14 protein-coding genes and 1 tRNA gene are annotated in these 17,703 nt (G+C 36.4%); 7 read left to right on the plus strand and 8 right to left on the minus strand.

The window, feature by feature from the left end; genetic code table 11:
* Positions 1 to 35: 35 nt before the first annotated feature.
* Positions 36 to 2,891, minus strand: coding sequence for a choice-of-anchor J domain-containing protein (locus AACY93_RS04640; RefSeq protein ID WP_286854587.1), 2,856 nt, complete (start codon positions 2,889 to 2,891; stop codon positions 36 to 38).
* Positions 2,892 to 3,099: 208 nt separating this feature from the next.
* Between AACY93_RS04640 and AACY93_RS04645 the strand changes: the two genes are divergently transcribed.
* Positions 3,100 to 5,862 (plus strand): T9SS type A sorting domain-containing protein, encoded by a 2,763-nt coding sequence (locus AACY93_RS04645; protein WP_286854588.1) that lies wholly within the window; start codon positions 3,100 to 3,102, stop codon positions 5,860 to 5,862.
* 48 nt (positions 5,863 to 5,910) lie between these two features.
* On the opposite strand, the gene pth is transcribed toward AACY93_RS04645, so the two are convergent.
* From pth to AACY93_RS04660, 3 genes are all read right to left on the minus strand, one after another.
* On the minus strand, positions 5,911 to 6,546 hold the full coding sequence (gene pth, locus AACY93_RS04650) for an aminoacyl-tRNA hydrolase (protein ID WP_286854589.1): 636 nt from the start codon (positions 6,544 to 6,546) through the stop codon (positions 5,911 to 5,913).
* Positions 6,547 to 6,623: 77 nt separating this feature from the next.
* Complete coding sequence (locus AACY93_RS04655) at positions 6,624 to 7,271, minus strand: 50S ribosomal protein L25/general stress protein Ctc (RefSeq protein ID WP_286854590.1); 648 nt, start codon at positions 7,269 to 7,271, stop codon at positions 6,624 to 6,626.
* A 76-nt stretch (positions 7,272 to 7,347) separates the two neighbouring features.
* Positions 7,348 to 8,289, minus strand: a complete 942-nt coding sequence (locus AACY93_RS04660; RefSeq protein WP_007647637.1) for a ribose-phosphate pyrophosphokinase — start codon at positions 8,287 to 8,289, stop codon at positions 7,348 to 7,350.
* 145 nt (positions 8,290 to 8,434) lie between these two features.
* Here AACY93_RS04660 and AACY93_RS04665 point away from each other — a divergent pair.
* The 4 genes from AACY93_RS04665 (at position 8,435) to AACY93_RS04680 (ending at position 11,804) form a co-directional block, all read left to right on the plus strand.
* A tRNA-Leu gene (locus tag AACY93_RS04665) sits at positions 8,435 to 8,516 on the plus strand.
* A 487-nt stretch (positions 8,517 to 9,003) separates the two neighbouring features.
* Positions 9,004 to 9,594: a HupE/UreJ family protein gene (locus tag AACY93_RS04670; RefSeq protein WP_286854591.1), complete on the plus strand. Its 591-nt coding sequence runs from the start codon at positions 9,004 to 9,006 to the stop codon at positions 9,592 to 9,594.
* Between the two features lie 120 nt (positions 9,595 to 9,714).
* Complete coding sequence (locus AACY93_RS04675; RefSeq protein WP_007647639.1) at positions 9,715 to 10,146, plus strand: dCMP deaminase family protein; 432 nt, start codon at positions 9,715 to 9,717, stop codon at positions 10,144 to 10,146.
* 65 nt (positions 10,147 to 10,211) lie between these two features.
* A complete protein-coding gene (locus AACY93_RS04680; protein ID WP_007647641.1) occupies positions 10,212 to 11,804 on the plus strand; it encodes a S41 family peptidase in 1,593 nt (530 codons plus the stop codon).
* Here the strand turns inward: AACY93_RS04680 and AACY93_RS04685 are convergent.
* Positions 11,801 to 12,409 carry an FAD-dependent oxidoreductase gene (locus AACY93_RS04685; protein ID WP_286854592.1) on the minus strand — a complete coding sequence of 203 codons (609 nt, stop codon included), beginning with the start codon at positions 12,407 to 12,409 and terminating at the stop codon, positions 11,801 to 11,803. The two genes, AACY93_RS04680 and AACY93_RS04685, sit on opposite strands and share 4 nt — an antisense overlap.
* Positions 12,409 to 12,612 carry a hypothetical protein gene (locus AACY93_RS04690; RefSeq protein WP_040491308.1) on the minus strand — a complete coding sequence of 68 codons (204 nt, stop codon included), beginning with the start codon at positions 12,610 to 12,612 and terminating at the stop codon, positions 12,409 to 12,411. Before AACY93_RS04690 ends, AACY93_RS04685 begins: the two co-directional genes overlap by 1 nt.
* Positions 12,613 to 12,731: 119 nt before the next feature.
* Between AACY93_RS04690 and AACY93_RS04695 the strand changes: the two genes are divergently transcribed.
* Positions 12,732 to 13,301: a DUF3109 family protein gene (locus AACY93_RS04695; protein ID WP_286854593.1), complete on the plus strand. Its 570-nt coding sequence runs from the start codon at positions 12,732 to 12,734 to the stop codon at positions 13,299 to 13,301.
* A gap of 5 nt (positions 13,302 to 13,306) precedes the next feature.
* Here the strand turns inward: AACY93_RS04695 and AACY93_RS04700 are convergent, their stop codons facing one another.
* The gene (locus AACY93_RS04700; RefSeq protein ID WP_286854594.1) at positions 13,307 to 15,298 is read right to left on the minus strand and encodes a tetratricopeptide repeat protein; all 1,992 of its coding nucleotides are present in this window, start codon (positions 15,296 to 15,298) and stop codon (positions 13,307 to 13,309) included.
* 3 nt (positions 15,299 to 15,301) lie between these two features.
* Positions 15,302 to 16,036, minus strand: coding sequence for a LytTR family DNA-binding domain-containing protein (locus tag AACY93_RS04705; protein WP_286854595.1), 735 nt, complete (start codon positions 16,034 to 16,036; stop codon positions 15,302 to 15,304).
* A 576-nt stretch (positions 16,037 to 16,612) separates the two neighbouring features.
* Between AACY93_RS04705 and AACY93_RS04710 the strand changes: the two genes are divergently transcribed.
* Entirely contained in the window at positions 16,613 to 17,593 is a 981-nt protein-coding gene (locus AACY93_RS04710; protein ID WP_007647649.1) for a ribonucleotide-diphosphate reductase subunit beta, read from the plus strand.
* Positions 17,594 to 17,703: the final 110 nt, after the last annotated feature.

A 17,703-nucleotide genomic window follows, 5' to 3' on the forward strand; every position in this document is an offset into this window, starting at 1 on the left:
TCAATCCTCTTTTAAGTTTATTTATATTATAAGATTTATTTCTTGATAAATGGTAAAGAAACCTGACTGGATTCTTTAGCTATTTTAATAAAATACATCCCATTGCTTAAGCTAGACGTATTGATAGATAAATCAGCTTCATTAGCAATGTGCTTACTAAGTACAACTTGACCTAACATATTATAAATAGTGTAGTTGTCTGGTAACTCATTTGCATTGGCAAGTGAAATGTTTAATACATTAGTAGTAGGGTTCGGGTATAATCCAACACTATTACTAAAAGTATAATTCTCAACACTCAAATAAGCATTCAATGGTCCAAAATAGAAATCACCATCTGCACCAGTAAAACTTCCTTGAAGCGTTACATCTGAGGCATAACTACCAATGGTTGCAGGAACAATATCTTCCACATTGCCATTTACTTCCCTAATGATGTATAGGTCTGCTCTTACTTTTCCTGTAGCGGTTTCCCAACCGGCAATTTCAGCTTCAGTAAAATAGAATACACCTGTAACGTCTCCGGCTGTGTTGCCGAACTCAGTATTCACCTTGATGACTTTGTCCATTACAAATTCGTTGGAATCTGGGTTCTCGTACATTTGAGCACCTGTTCCAGCTCGCATAACAGAAATATCTGTACAGCCATAATCGAAACTATCGTTGTTTTGAATGTTGGCCATAATATTGCCTGAAACACTATCATAAGCATAAGCTGAACCAGATCCAATTAAATCTACTTGAGCAGCTGTGCTAGTATTTACAACAGTTTGCACTTCATTTTGTGCAAAAGTTGTAACACTAAAATCATCAACCATAAACATGTATCTGTCTGCAGATATACAGTGGATTCCAATTCTAATGTCTTGATTGTTATAAGCAGATAAATCATAAGTATCTTCTGTCCAAACAGCATAAGGAGCTGTTAATGAAGCAGGAGATATCAATGTAAAGTCTGCTCCAGAGGTAGGTGTTCCAGTACCAACATACACTCCCACATTGTAATTTTCAGGACCATAAGAGTTAGACATGGCTTTTACCCAGAAAGAAACAGAGTTTCCAGAAGCTCCCAAAGAAAGCACTGGAGATACTAACCAATCGTCATTTGCAGGGTTTGCACCAGGAACTGCTGCCCAAGCTGCAGCGTATTTATCACCACTACGTGGATCGAAATCTCTAGTTTCGCCTGAAGTTCCAGATATATCATTAGTAACTCCAGCAGCTGTAGGGTTAAAAATTTGATAAGCCATTGGATCTCCTGCATTTGCCCAAGTAGGGGAGGAGGTTCCTCCTGTGTAAGTTGGTAATCCATCTACATCTATTGTAATCCAATCCCCTATACCATCAATAATAAAATTTGGATAGCTTTCAAAATCGTCACTAAATAGGGTTACTACAGACCCTGGGTTTGGTGCATTGTCATCATCCAAAATGGTTACCGTTAAGGTTTCATTGCCATTGGTTGCCAATTCGGCATCGCCTCCATTGGCATTTAAGGTCATGTCAACAATTATGGTTTCGTCAGCTTCCACATATGCATCTTCATAAATTCTAATCATTAGGTTTTGAGGTGCATTTGAGCCAGCTGGAAAAGTAACACTAGGCGTTAAAATTTCATAATCAGACATGTTAGTAGCCGTTCCACTTGTAGTAAATGTTACTGTGGCATTAGCCGAAGCTCCCATTCCAATAACAACAGGGATGCTAATATCGTGAGATACACAACTGGATCCTTCCACTTCGTTCACACTTGGTGTGCTAAAGGAAATGGTTGGAGAACTATTTCCAGTTGTGGAATTTGGTAAGTTTGAAATGCCATCTGCATTTTCAAGAACGGTTAACATTCTTGCAACTTGATCGAACGTGAAGATGTTCATACAGGCATCATTGGTGTAGTCCATATAGTTTTCAACCATATCAGGACCTAAGCCATCACTTGGACAACGATCAATTGTTGGACAACCACCATTGGATGTTGTGGAATCCGGTGTATCGGCACAATAATCATCATTGGTACAAGCAGAGGTGTCTCCCCAAATATGTCTTAAACCTATCCAGTGTCCCATTTCATGTGTTAATGTACGTCCTAAATTATAAGGCGCAGCTGTTCCAGGGTTGGCAACAGATCCCACACTTCCGGAAAGTACTACTACACCATCTGTAAGTGCAGAACCTCCATTTGTAGGCAACCCAGGTAGTGTTGAGTTTGAAGGAAACTGCGCGTAACCTAACAAACCTCCACCAAGATTGGCTGTCCAAATATTGGCGTATAAAGAGCGGTCCCAAATGGTAGCTGGTTTAATAGTATTGTCTAAAGCAGTTGTGGAAATAGTTCCAGAATAGCCATATACTCTATCGATACCTGGTTCTGGCAGTGGGTTTCCATCAGGATCTACCATGGCTGGAATAAAATTAATTTCAGCATCAGCTGCAGCAGGATGCGTGCTACCTGCTAGATTTCTAAAATCTATGTTTAATTGATCTATTTGCGCTTGAATTCTAGAGGCAGGTAAATCGTTTGCATCACCTTGGGTGCCAGTTAAAACGTGGAAGATAATAGGAATGTTAACCACCACACGTCTATGTGTTCCATCGGCAATTTCCTGAGCGATACGTTGTTTACGCGCTTCCACTAAAGGAGCTAGCCAATTTTCGAATTCTTCTTTAGATTGGATTGTAGGATCGTTTTGTCTGCGTAAGGCTTCCATTTCCACAGTGGCACACCTTACATATCCTGTTTCGTTAAAATGCCTTTGATTTTCTTCTGTTAACTGTAAAGGTTCATGGGAGGTAGCTCTTGAAGTTGCTGAAGATTTTTGTTGCGCTTGCAAACTAAAAACCATCAAAAACAAAAATAAACCAATAACATTTTTAAAGTTGTTTTGTTTCATAATTCACTAATTAGTATGTTATTTATAAGAATAATTAAGACGTAAATTTATGAAAAAATAAAAAGAAAATCTGCATAAGTTAGACTTAAAAGCGCTTTTTTAGTATAAATATCTATTATTTTAACATTTCATCTTCTAATTTTTTATTTGTTGAGAGGTCATAAAGCCCAATATTTTTTCTATTTTAGGTACTTAAAAATAACAAACTATGCAAACTAACATTACCAATCCACTGGGGAATTGTAAAACCCTTTTTTTACTAGTTGCTTTTTTATGCAGTATCGGTTTATTGGCTCAAAAACCAATGCCTGTTAGAGACTTTGAAATACGTCTTGATGCAGATGAGAAAATAACTTCTGAGATAAAAAACCAGATGCGAGTCAATCTTGAAACTGGATTTCCATTGGCACTCTATGGTTTAAATTACGATGTTCCATCAGGAACACCTGAAGCTATGGCCATGTATTACATACAAGAAGAATCTGAAACTTTTGGGATTAAGAAACAAGAGATTTCAAACCTACGACATCATGCTACCAGAACCACCAATGCAGGTTCCGTTGTAAGATATCGGCAATATTCTGGAATTTATCCAGTGAACAAAGCAGAGCTAACCATTAGCATTTCACCTCAAAACAAAGTAGTGTTTGTTATGAACAGTTACGAGCTAAATGTACAAATGGCACAAGTGCAACCTACAGTCACTCAAGAAAGAGCTTTTCAACTCGCCCATAATTATTTGGATGTTAAAACGCCTATAAGTTTTCAAGACTCAAGGTTGATGGTTTATAAAAACACTAAAATGACACGATTGGCACATGAAGTGACTATCCTGTCTGATAATCCAGTAGGCGAATGGCACGTATTTGTTGATGCGCAAACGGAAGAGATTTTTAAAGTAGTTGACATGGCTCATTATTATTGTGGACATAGAAAGGGAGCCCATACAAGTGACTGTCACGATGAAAATGAAGTCTCGGAAACAGGGTCTTTTAGGAGAGCCACTGGTACTGGAATGGTGTTTAACCCAGACCCGCTATCGTCCAATACGGTTGCTTACGGAACCAGTGGTTATGTAGATGGTGGTGATGCCAACACAACAGCACTTAACAATGCGCGATTTAGTGTTGTTTTAAGGGATATCACATTAACTGGAGGCACTTATTCTTTGGTGGGTCCAAGAGCAGAAATTGTTGATCATGAAGCGCCTTTTGATGGCTTGTATTCTCAAACATCCTCCGTTTTTAATTTTACGAGATCTGATGGTGCATTCGAGGCAGTAAATACGTATTATCACATTGATTATTTAATGGGTTATATAAATGATGATTTAGGGTGTAATGTGCTGCCATATCAATATTCAGGAGGCGTTCAGTTTGATCCTCATGGCTTAAATGGTAGTGACAACTCTCATTATTCTTCTGGATCTGGACGTTTGGCTTTTGGGGAAGGCTGTGTGGACGATGCTGAAGATTCCGACGTAATTCATCATGAACTTGGTCATGGTTTGCATGATTGGGTGACCTCTGGAGGCTTGTCGCAAGTAGATGGATTAAGTGAAGGTAGTGGCGATTACGTGGCTCAATCTTATAATAGAGGCGTAAGTCTGGCCAATGGATATTGGACATCTGCCGATGCCGCTTGGAATTATGTCTTCAATTGGGATGGACATAATGAATGTTGGTCTGGAAGAATCACCAATTATAGTGCTATGTATCCAGGAGGGTTAACGGGCTCTATTCATACAGATGGACAAATCTGGGCCAGTTGCTTAATGACTGTTTGGGATGACATTGGACAACAACGTATGGATAAAATTTTTTATGAAGGATTGGGAATGACCAATGGTTCTTCCAATCAAAATGATGCAGCTGTAGCAGTTTATCAAGCAGCAGTAAACCTAGGTTATACAGCTTCTGAAATCAATGACATTCATTCTGGATTGTCTGCTTGTGGCTATACCTTGCCAGCTTTGCCTGGACCTCCAGTTGCAGCTTTTAGTGCAGACGACGACACGATTTGTTTAGATACAAACAATACCGTTCAGTTTATGGATGAAACAGTACCAGCTGGAACGTCTTGGTCTTGGACCTTTGAAGGAGGAACCCCTGGAACCTCCACAGACCAGAATCCAACGGTTATCTATGCTGCTGATGGCACATACGATGTAACTTTGCAGGTTACAAATTCTTATGGAACAGATACCTTAACCCTTACAGATTATATTACAGTGGTTTCTGGTGCTGCTTGTCCATCCTGTACTACCTATACATCTGCAGCAAACTTAAACATTGCTATTCCTGATGGAGCCGGAGGGAATGGCAATCCAGGTCCTCCAGCTGTAAACACCATACATATTCCTGGTTCTGTAACCATAGATTATGTAACTGTAAGTGTGGATGTCTCTCATGGATGGATCAACGATTTAATCATTGAAATTATCCATCCAAATGGAACCACTGCCACTTCTGTATTTAATAGAGAATGTAATGGCGAAGATAATATTGTAGTTAATTTTGCAGATGGGTTGCCTGCGTTTAATTGCTCAGCAACTACAGGTGATTATAGTCCATCTTCTCCATTAAATGTGTTTTCTGGAATGGATAGTGCAGGAGATTGGACGATTTCCGTAACCGATAATTGGGATGGAATAACTGGAATTCTGAATAACTGGTCTATTGAAATTTGTGCCCAACCAACGGTGTCTGTTGCAGACTATGGTTTTGAAGATTTCTCTATTTATCCAAACCCAAATAATGGATCGTTTACGGTGGTTTTAAACTCTAATTCCAATAAAAATGTTAGCGTTGAAATTTACGACATCAGAGGTCGTTCCATTTTTAATAATACGTATGAAGGTGCCACTAAATTCAAACAAGACATACAATTAAACCATGTGCAATCTGGAATGTATTTGGTAAAAGTATTTGACGGAGAAAGACAAACAATTCAAAAAATTATTATTGAATGATAAGTTGAAGATTAATGGTAAAAAGGGAAGCAACTTAGCTTCCCTTTTTTATTTTCCATTAAAAGCATTCATGGTATTGTTTACGCCAGCTGTACCAAAAGATTTTATTAATTCCACAGATGTATCCAAACGTTCCGGGAGGGTTTTGTTTTCGTCTTCACTCCATTCACCTAATACGTAATCCACCTGTGATCCCTTACTGAATTGGTCGCTAATCCCAAACCTAAACCTGTTGTAATTGGTAGTGTTTAATTTGGTTTGAATGTCCTTTAATCCATTATGCCCACCATCGCTACCTTTTGTTTTTAACCGAATGCTCCCAAAGGGCAGGTTTAAATCGTCGGTTATTACCAAGAGGTTTTCCAAGGCTATTTTTTCTTTGGTAAGCCAATACAGCACAGCTTTTCCACTTAAGTTCATATAGGTATTGGGCTTGAGGAGTACAAAGGTTCTTCCTTTAAATTTATAGGTGGTTATATCTCCTAATTTTTGGGTTTCAAAAGTTAAGCCTTCTTTATGGGCCAAATGGTCCAATATTTTAAACCCAACGTTATGCCTTGTGTTTGCATATTTTTCACCTATGTTCCCAAGTCCTACAATTAAAAATTTTTTCATGCTGTTTGTTTCTTCAATATTTACAGAATCTGTCTGTTTATAGAATAATTTCTTTAAGAAGTGACACATGTGTATAATTTGTGCAAAAATAAAAAAAAGCATCCTGATATTTCAGGATGCTTTTAAATAACTTAACTTGTTAAAGTTTATTCTTGAGCCTCAGCTGCAACTTCTGGAGTTTCTCCTCCTTCAGTTCCTTCAACACCTTCAGTTTCTTCGTCATCCTCTTCAGCAGCAATTGCCATTGCAGCTCTTGCACGTTTAATTTGACAAACAACAGTGTTATCTGGATGCATGATTTTGTAAGCATCGTTTTCTAAAGCAGTTACATAAAGTTTGTTTCCAATTTTTAAAGGTGTAATATCTACCTCTATAAAATCTGGCAAGTTTTTAGGTAAAGCCTTAACTCTCAATCTACGAGAGTTTTTACGTAACACACCACCAGCTTTAACACCTTTGGAGTTACCCACAAAATGTACAGGAATTTCCATCATTATAGGTTTGTCTTCAAATAATTGATAGAAATCGATGTGTAAAATTTTCTCGGTTACCGGGTGAAACTGAATGTCCTGCATAATGGCACTATAGGTGTCACCATTTTCTAGAGCAATCACAACTGTATGCGCATTAGGTGTATATACCAGTTTTGAGAAGGCTAATTCATCTGCAGTAAAATGCACTGGTTTATCTCCTCCGTATAATACGCAAGGAACCTGACCAGCATTACGTAGAGCTTTTGTTGCTTTTTTGCCTACGCTTTCTCTTTGAGATCCGTTGATTGTAATTGATTTCATTGTTTAAATATATAGTTATTATTAATATTCTCTTATTCTTATGGCTATAATTCCCTTTGGGACCATAGCAAGGGTCTTACATGATAAATTTTGAGCTTATGGACTTGTTGTAATGTACATTGTGCATAACATCTGCAAAAAGTTGTGCACAGCTCAAGACACGTATTTTGCTGCTTTTTTGTTTTAGGGGAATTGAATCTGTAACAATCAATTCTTCCAGTTTGGAATTTTCTATTTTTTGGTAGGCATTTCCAGATAAAATAGGATGGGTACAGATAGCTCTAACACTTAATGCACCACGTTCCATCATGACATCAGCAGCTTTTGTCAAAGTTCCGGCAGTGTCTACCATATCGTCTACCAAAACAACATTTTTGCCAGTGACATCGCCTATCAATTCCATGTGCGAAATAACATTGGCTTTTGCTCTCTGTTTGTAGCAAATCACCACATCGCTCTCTAGGGCTTTAGAATAGGCATAAGCTCTTTTGGAGCCACCCATATCTGGAGAAGCAATGGTTAAATTGTTTAAATTTAAGCTTTGTAAATAAGGCAAAAAGATGGTTGATGCAAATAAGTGATCAACTGGTTTTTCAAAAAACCCTTGAATTTGATCTGCATGTAAATCCATGGTAATAATTCGTGTGGCTCCAGCTGCTTCCAGCATTTTAGCAACCAATTTGGCAGCTATGGGCACTCTGGGTTTGTCCTTACGGTCTTGTCTTGCCCAACCAAAATAAGGTAAAACGGCTGTAATGTGTCTGGCCGACGCACGCTTGGCTGCATCAATCATTAACAACATTTCCATTAAATTTTCTGGACCAGGATGCGTAGAACCAATAATAAAAATACGGGTCCCTCTAATAGATTCTTCATAGGATGGTTGAAATTCCCCATCACTGTAAGTAGAGGTTATGACATTGCCCAAACTCACACCAAAAGCATCTGCTATGTTAAGAGCGAGTTCTTTACTTTGTGTACACGTAAAAATTTTAGCTTCAGTGTTTACGTTTGGCATTGTTAATCTATTGTATTATAACGAATTAATTCGTTTTTTGTTTAACGAGGTGCAAATTTAGGAATTTATTTCAACTCCAAAAGCATAAATAGGACTATTTTTAATTGTTTGTAGAAAAATATTTTCTAATTTTGCAGTCTACTTTGCTCGAGTGGCGGAATTGGTAGACGCGCCGGATTCAAAATCCGGTTCTTTCGGGAGTGTGGGTTCGATTCCCACCTCGAGTACTTTCTAAATCGCAACATGTTACTAGTTGATGTGTTGCGATTTTTTTTTACCCATTTTTTTACATTTTCTTCTATCAAAGGTACTTGGCATCTCAGGTGCCATTTTGTGTTTCATCCTTAAGATGTTTATATAGTTAGTACGAATGAACAACAAGTAAACTACGGCATAAGCACGACATAACCACGGCATAAGCACGGCATAACTAAGTAACATCCTTTAAGTGGACCAAACCTATGTAAGACCTATTTTTTAATAAAACTTGGGTGTTTGATAAGGCTAGATGTACTTGAAGGTTTTTACAGGTGATAAAAATTGCTTAAGCTCATAGTTAGGTATTTAAAACAGGTTGTAGGTGTTGCTCCTTGGAGACAAATAGGATGTTAGAATTAAATTGCACAAAAAAGACCTTTAAATTTAAGCAGGAATATTTAGGTTTCATTTTAAATTGTATCTTTGGATTTTTACCCAAATAAACGATAACAAACAATGTTTGATAATTTCTGGTTCCACGTAGAATATGGCATCAATCACGTGTTGGATATCAATGCCTACGATCATGTTCTTTTTTTAATTGTATTGGCTGTACCTTATCTTTTTAAAGATTGGAAACGCGTTTTACTTTTGGTTACATTGTTCACTTTGGGTCATACCTTGTCTTTGGTTTTGGCAGCTTACAACGTTGTAAGTGTTAATGGACAGTTGGTGGAGTTCTTAATTCCAATCACTATTTTAATTGTTGCGCTTTTTAATGTGTTTACAGCTGGAAAAGGAGCCCAAAAGGAAAAGGTAGGTGTACTTTTTTTCTCGACCTTGTTTTTTGGTTTGGTTCATGGACTGGGCTTTGCAAGAGAGTTTAGAATGTTGGTAGGGCAATCGGACAACAAATTGGTGACACTTATCGAGTTTGCCCTAGGAATAGAAATAGCGCAAGTAATCATCGTGTTCGTGGTTCTCTTTTTGGGCTATATCATGCAAACTGTGTTCAGGTTTTCCAAACGCGATTGGATTATGGTTATTTCTGCTATTGTGGTAGGATTGGTTATACCAATGATTTTGGACAGCGATTTTTTAGCTTAAAAAAACAGTGACTTTACCTAAAGTTTTCATAAAACTTTAATTCCTTGGTTGTAATTAAAATACTTACAAGCTATCTTCGTTGTATATAATTAAAAACGATATTTTCACCTGGTGAAACACATGAAAGAACACAAGCAACGTAAATACGATAAAGCTTATTTAAGGATTGCCAAAGAATGGGGAAAACTTTCTTATTGCGAACGCAAACAAGTTGGCGCAATTATTGTAAAGGATAGAATGATTATTTCCGATGGATTTAATGGCACCCCTACAGGTTTTGAAAATTATTGTGAAGATGATGAAGGTTACACCAAATGGTATGTGCTCCATGCAGAAGCCAACGCCATTTTAAAAGTAGCTTCTTCCACACAATCCTGTAAAGGTGCTACCTTGTACATTACCTTGTCTCCTTGTAAGGAATGTAGTAAATTAATACATCAGGCAGGCATTGTTAGGGTTGTATACAAAGAAGCATATAAAGACAATTCAGGCTTGGAGTTTCTTGAAAAAGCAGGTATTGAGTTGGTTTTGATAGACGATTTAAGTGCCTAAAAAAACAGTAAACACATCGTTTCTTTTCAAGCTTTTTCAGGTTACAGCAAATACATGAACAACACATGAAACTAAAGAAAAAATATTTACCACTTATAATAGGTGTTGCTATTGCAGCAGGCATTTTTATTGGGGGGAAATTAAATTTTTCTGATACATCTGACAGGTTATTTACCAAAAACAGCAAAAAGGACAAGCTTAACAGGCTTATTGACTATATAGATTACGAATATATAGACGATGTAAATACAGACAGTATAGTAGATGTAACCGTAAACGGGATCCTGAATAATCTCGATCCTCATTCTGTATATATCCCAAAAGAGGATATGGAACGTGTGGCAGATAATATGAAAGGGGATTTTGTGGGCATTGGTATTAATTTTTACACCTATAAAGATACCATTACCGTTATTAGAACCATAGAAGGAGGTCCCAGTGAAAAAGCTGGAATTATTGGTGGAGATAGAATTATCATGGCCAATGGCGATTCCATTTTTGGGAAAGATTTGAGCAATAACGAGATTATAAAGAAATTGAAGGGTCCAATAAATACGCTTGTAGATTTAAAAGTGTACCGAAAAGGAGAACCGGAATTGTTGGATTTTACCGTTAAAAGAAACCACATACCCATTAAAAGTGTTGATGCTGCCTATAAACTAACAGATAAATTAGGCTACATTAAAATAAACCGTTTTGCCGAATCCACTTATAAAGAATTTAAAAAGGAACTCACCAAATTACAAAAGCAAGGCATTAGCGAGCTGGTTGTGGATTTAAGAAACAATCCAGGAGGTTTTTTAGGGGTTGCCGAACAAATTGTAGACGAATTTCTGGAAGATGACAAGCTTATTTTATTTACCAAAAACAAGCGTGGAGACATCGAAAAAAGTTATGCAACCAAGAAAGGCGATTTTGAAAAAGGGAAAGTATATGTCCTAATTGACGAAAATTCGGCTTCAGCCAGTGAAATTGTAGCAGGCGCTTTACAAGATAACGACAAGGGGACCATAGTTGGTCGACGCTCGTATGGAAAAGGTTTGGTACAACGTGAAATGGAACTTGGCGATGGCAGTGCCGTAAGATTAACTGTTTCCAGATATTACACACCAACAGGACGTTCCATTCAACGTTCCTACCAAAATGGCAATAGGGATTATTACGACGATTATTTTGATAGATTAAAAAGTGGGGAACTTATAGACCCAGAAAAAATTGAAGTGGCCGATTCCTTGAAATTCACCACTCCAAAAGGAAAAGTAGTGTATGGAGGAGGAGGCATTATTCCAGATGTGTTTGTGCCCTTGGATTTAAGCATGCAAAACGAAACCTTAACGTTTTTGGACCGAAGAGGCTTTATCAGCAATTTTGTTTTTGAAGAGCTTGAAAAAGACCGTCATGCTTACGATAGCATTTCAAGAGATGAATTCATTAAATACTTTCAGTTTGATGACGATATGGTTTTACAATTTCAAGATTATTTAAACGAAAAAACCAAAGCCAATATCACTTTTGTGGCATATAACGAAGAAGTTAAACAATACATTAAAGCAACGCTTGCCGACCAACTTTTTGGAAATGGTGCTTTTGAGGAAGTCATCAACCAGTCGGACATTATGATTGAAGAGGTCATCATCTTAAGCAACAGGGAAGATTAAACCACCACTTTATCATGTATCTTAACATGTTCACCATTGTTCCATAGCGTTAAGATATCTGTAGCCACTTGAGCGCCACTGCCACAAGCTATGGCAAACTGACTTCGCCAACCAGCTAGCGTTCCAGCCACATAAAGCCCTTCGTCTATTTTATGATCTGTATTTTTTAACCAAATCCTATGCTTTTCGGTTTTGGCCCTTGGATGAGGTTCAATATAACTGTCCAAACCTTTAATGGTAAATAGATTGGTATAACCAACTGCCACAACCACTAGCTTTGCAGAATATTCGGTTTTATTGGTTTTTACTAAAAACCCATGTTCTGTTCTAAGAATTTCTGTGACTTTTTCGGTATCTATTTGTTGCACGTGTGGATATAAGCTGTGCAATTGTTTCTTCCCACTTTCTAAAATGGAGGCTCCAGTGGTTCCAGGTGTCAAACCCAGCACATTGTTAAATAATGCGTTTTGCAAATGAGATGTTTTTTGATGGGCAATCAGGCCAATTTTTTTAGCCCTTGCGCACACGTGATCTTTGGCCGAACCTAAAACCAAAGCACAAGACATGCCAGAAGCTCCACCACCAATTATCAAGACATCAAACATTATTTTCTGGTTTTATACTGTTTGTCAATTTTTTGTGAAATCCTTAAAATTTGCAACAAAATTAAAGCACACATAGAAGCGAAAATAGTAATAAAGGCAACAACACTATCGTCTTCAAAAGGTGCATTAAAATCTACTTTTGTAAAGTTGTAAATAATCAATCCAATTGCGATTAACGATAATAACATTTTAAAAATCTTCATCTTTCAAGAATTTAAAGCTACTGCAAATTTCGATAATTTGAAACTAATAATCCCTTTTTTACTGGTTTAATTTTTCTTTTATAATGTATCTTTGCACGTATTTTTTAGCATCAACTCATATGTTTCAATTAGGAAAAACCATTGTTTCAGAAGATATTATTGAAAAAGATTTTGTCTGTAACCTGTCTGCCTGCAAAGGCGCTTGTTGCATAGATGGGGATGCTGGAGCACCTTTGGATGAGAACGAAACAGACATCTTAGAAACCATTTACCCAAAAATAAAACGTTTTTTAAGACAGGAAGGAATTGATGCCATTGAAAAGCAAGGGACATTTATTACCACGGAATTTGGCGAATTTGAAACGCCTTTAATTAACGATGCTGATTGTGCTTACGTGATTTTTGATAGCAAAGGCACAGCACTTTGTGCTATTGAGGAAGCCTATAACCAAGGAGTAATAGATTGGAAAAAACCTGTTTCTTGTCATTTGTATCCTATAAGGGTAAAAGATTATAGTGAGTTTTCTGCAGTAAATTACGATAAATGGGACATCTGTGACGATGCCTGCACCTTAGGAAAAGAACTTCAAGTGCCTATTTATAAATTTGTAAAAGAAGCCCTTATAAGAAAGTTTGGTGAAGATTGGTATGCCGAACTGGAAAATGTTGCCAAAGGTTACGGTAAATAAGAAACTTAAGCTGTTTTTAAAACCACATTTTTAATGGGAATGTGCACCATGACTTTAGTGCCAGAAGCTTTTCCGTTTTCAAATAAATCTTCAATGTCTATTTTAAAACCGTTTATAAACCCTTTGGAAAAATTGGCCAAACGGGCTTTGGTAATCTCTATCCCAACAGATTTACGTCTTAACTTTTTCTTTTCCTTTATTTTTTCTGATACAGCTCTTCCCACCCCATTATCTGTAATGTTTATGGACACATAGTCTGGAGTGTTTTGGTAAACTTCCAAAAGGATGTTTTTGGTGCCGGTTTTGGAGGATAAACCATGCCAAAGGGCATTTTCCAAAAAGGGTTGAAGAATTAAGGAAGGAACTTTAATTACAGATGGGTTGACAGTTTCGTCTATATGCACCTGATAGTTTATTTCGTTTGAAAAACGCATGTTTTCAATGTTCATATAAAGGGCCATGGTATCCAGTTCGTCCTGTAGGGAAATCTCCTTTTCGGTTGAAGCCACTAGGATTTTTCTTATAAGCTTTGAAAACTTGTTAAGGTAATAGACTGCGTTTTCTTTTTCGTTGTTTATAATAAAGAGCTTAATGGAGTTTAGGGAATTAAAAATGAAATGAGGGTTCATTTGGTTTCTTAACATTTCTTGCTCTAAAGTCACAATCTTTTTTTCGTTTTTCAACTGTCTTTGTCTTTGTAAAATGATAAAAAAACCAATAATCAAAAAAGCTCCCAAAAGACTTAGCAATAAAATTTTTCTATTTTGAACCAGTTTTAGCTTTACAATCTCGTTTTCGCTGGCAAGGGCTTTAATTTGGCTGTTTTTCTTTTCACTTTCATATTTTAAAATTAAATCGTTTACATATTGAAAGTTTTTTTCGTTGGTAATGGATTGGTCCAGGGCCACATATTGCTTGTAATAATGTAAAGAGGATTTAAAATCTCCCAACTCTTCTTCCAATAGGGCTAAATGGTTATAGGTTTCAGATTCTTGAGATTTTAAATTGAATTTTTTGGCTATTCTTAGGGCTTCTTTTAAATGGGTTTCAGAGGCTTTAAAATCTTCCAATTTCAAGTTTAGCAACCCTAAATTGGAGTAAGAGGTGGAAATGTAATATTTGTCGTTAACTATTTTTGCTTTTTCCAAAGCCTTTTCCAAAATGGGCAAAGCCGTTTCATAATCGCCTTTTAAAATATCCAGTTTCCCTATGCTGTTATAGCAAATAACGCGACCAATATCTGAGTCTATTTCGTTGTTGTATTTTAAAGATGTTTGGTAATTAACCAAGGCTTCATCCAGCATGCCAATGGCTTCTTGGGCATATCCTATATTATGGTGGTTTATGGCAAGGCCTAATTTGTTGTTTAGCTCTTTTTCAATTTTCAATGACTTTTCAAACAGACCCAAAGCCATGTCGTATTGTTTAAGTGCCAGGTAGATATTTCCCATGCTGTTTTGCGAAATGGCTATGCTGTGTTTAAGGATGTCTGTGGTTGGTTTTACCGTTTCGGCCAAGTCCAGTGCTTCCTTATGGTAGTCCAAGGCTGTTCTTATAACATCTTGTCTTCTGTAAACAACACCCAGCATGTTTAAGCTAATAACCTGCAGATCTATGTTTTTGGCTTGTTTGGCTTTTTTTAAGGCGTTTTCATGAAAACTTATGGCTTTGTCATAAACAGAAAGGTTTCTATACGTTTCCCCAAGCATGTTTAAAGCGTAACTTTCACCTTCCAAAAACTGTTTTTCTTCAGATTTCTTTAAAAGCAAGTTCATTTTTAGGCTATCTTTGGAAAACACTTTAAAAACAGAATCCAAATATCTATAACTTGTTTGCTTTTTATTAATAAGGGTTGTGTTTACAATCTTTTCAAAATCTGTGCTTTGACTGTTTTGAGCCAAAGTCACAGAGGAAAAACAAGCAAATACAAAACATAGCAAAATGCTTTTGCAATGGGTTTTTATGGTTAAAACAAAACTGTTTAAGAGCCGTTTCATGGGTTACAATTTGTTTAGGAAGTCTGATTTACGCTGTCTGGCAACAGGGATTTTTTCATTGGATTCCATGACTACGTAGGCTTCGTTTTTCACAAACTCTTTAATCTTGTTCAGGTTTATGATGTAAGAATTGTGAATTCTAAAGAAATAATTTTCGGGTAAGATAGCATCAATTTCCTTGATCTTTTTAGTGACAACCATTTTTTGATTTTTTGTCATGAAAAATGTACTGTAATTGCCATCGGATTCTATGTATAGAATATCATCTATATTTAAAAACACCAGTTTGCCATCTGTGTTTAAAATGACTTTTTGATGTTTTAGGTTGGCATTGAAATTCAATAAAACCTCTTCAACTTTTGCAATGGAAATGTTGTTGGTGTAAAACTTTTTGATTTTTGCTATGGTTTCTTTTAAATCATCAGAATCTATAGGCTTTAAGAGATAGTCTATGGCTTCGTTCTTAAGTGCTTTCAAAGCATACTCGTTGTATGCAGTTGTGATTATGACTGCGTAATCCTTATGGTTGATACAATCCAAAAACTGAAACCCGTCCATGGTTGGCATGTTTATATCCAAAAACAGGCAATCTGGTGTGTGTGTTTTTAAATAGGTTATGGCTTTCTCCGGATTAGTAAATGTTTCAACCACTTCAATGTCGTTGCTGAAATTTTCCAATTCCCAAGTTAAACTTTGTATGGCCTTCGGTTCGTCGTCTACTATTACTGCTTTAATCATATACTCAAATATAGTGATATAATGTGTTCTTTAAAAAATAGATGTATGCTTGGTGTAAATTTATGTATAATAGGTCGTCATATGGGTGTTTTTTATGAAAGCTTAATTTTTAAGTTACCAACTATACAGTTTTTTGTACCAACCATACAAAAACTTATTTTGCAGTGGTTTTTTTTTAGATATTTGTTTTGCTATTAATTAAGGGATATGCATTTCATTTTATAGATGGTTGCTATTAATCGATTTAAAAAAACCAGTGAGAGCTGGTTTTTTTTTATGCCTTATTTTTAACGGAAACCTATTTCAAACAAAGACTCACAAAGCAGTAAACATCTTGCTTAAGGCTATATTTGGCGCATACTTTTTAAACTCATTTCGCTTTTTTAAAAACCTGTAAATCAGCAATTTGAAACAAGATTAAAAAACAGGGACCTTCTTAAAATTCTTAAATTTTGTTAAAAACTTGTTGACAATGTTTATAACTTAACCTTTCATTTTCAATCTCATTTTTCAATCTTTGTTAGTCCCAAATTACAGCAAAATATTCGTCTAAATTTTAAAATAAACACTAAAAAAATGTCTCAGTTTACAGAACCCATACTACAAGAAAACAAAGATCGATTTGTAATTTTTCCAATTCAGCATCATGATATTTGGGAATGGTACAAAAAATCGGAAGCTAGTTTCTGGACAGCCGAAGAAATAGATTTACACCAGGACCTTACAGATTGGACCACGAAATTGAATGATGACGAACGTTATTTTATTAAACACATTTTAGCTTTTTTTGCTGCAAGTGATGGGATAGTTAACGAAAACCTGGCCGAAAACTTTGTAAACGAAGTGCAATACAGTGAAGCCAAGTTCTTTTATGGGTTCCAAATCATGATGGAAAACATTCATAGTGAAACTTATTCCTTGTTAATTGACACCTATGTAAAAGACGAAACTGAAAAAGACCAGTTGTTCAATGCCATTGAAAACTTTCCTGCCATCAAGAAAAAGGCAGATTGGGCTTTAAAATGGATAGAGTCGCCAAGTTTTGCCGAACGTTTGATTGCTTTTGCTGCTGTAGAAGGGATTTTCTTCTCTGGTGCTTTTTGCTCCATTTTCTGGTTGAAAAAACGTGGCTTAATGCCTGGCTTGACCTTTTCTAACGAATTGATTTCCAGAGACGAAGGTGTGCATTGCGACTTTGCTGTGCACTTGCACAACAATCACTTGGTGAATAAAGTGCCTAAAGCACGTATTAGAGAAATTCTTGTGGATGCTTTGGATATTGAAAGAGAGTTTATAACAGAATCCCTACCAGCCAGTTTAATTGGTATGAATGCCAAATTAATGGCGCAATATTTAGAGTTTGTAACCGATAGACTGTTAAGCGAATTGGATTGTGAGAAAGAGTACAACACGCCAAACCCATTTGATTTTATGGACATGATTTCGCTTCAAGGGAAAACAAATTTCTTTGAAAAGCGTGTCGCTGAATACCAAAAAGCTGGTGTGGCCAACAAAGAAGAAGCAGGCGACAAATTTAGTTTCGATGCCGATTTTTAAATAAAAAACCCTAAGAATATAAAATAAGTTAATAGCAAGCTTCATGTAACCGCACCTGAGGATCCTTGTAACTTATTCCAATAAAATTTAAACTTCAAGCACGTTTACCT

The sequence above is a fragment of the uncultured Xanthomarina sp. genome (genome assembly GCF_963971605.1).
GTDB classification, from domain to species: domain Bacteria; phylum Bacteroidota; class Bacteroidia; order Flavobacteriales; family Flavobacteriaceae; genus Xanthomarina; species Xanthomarina gelatinilytica.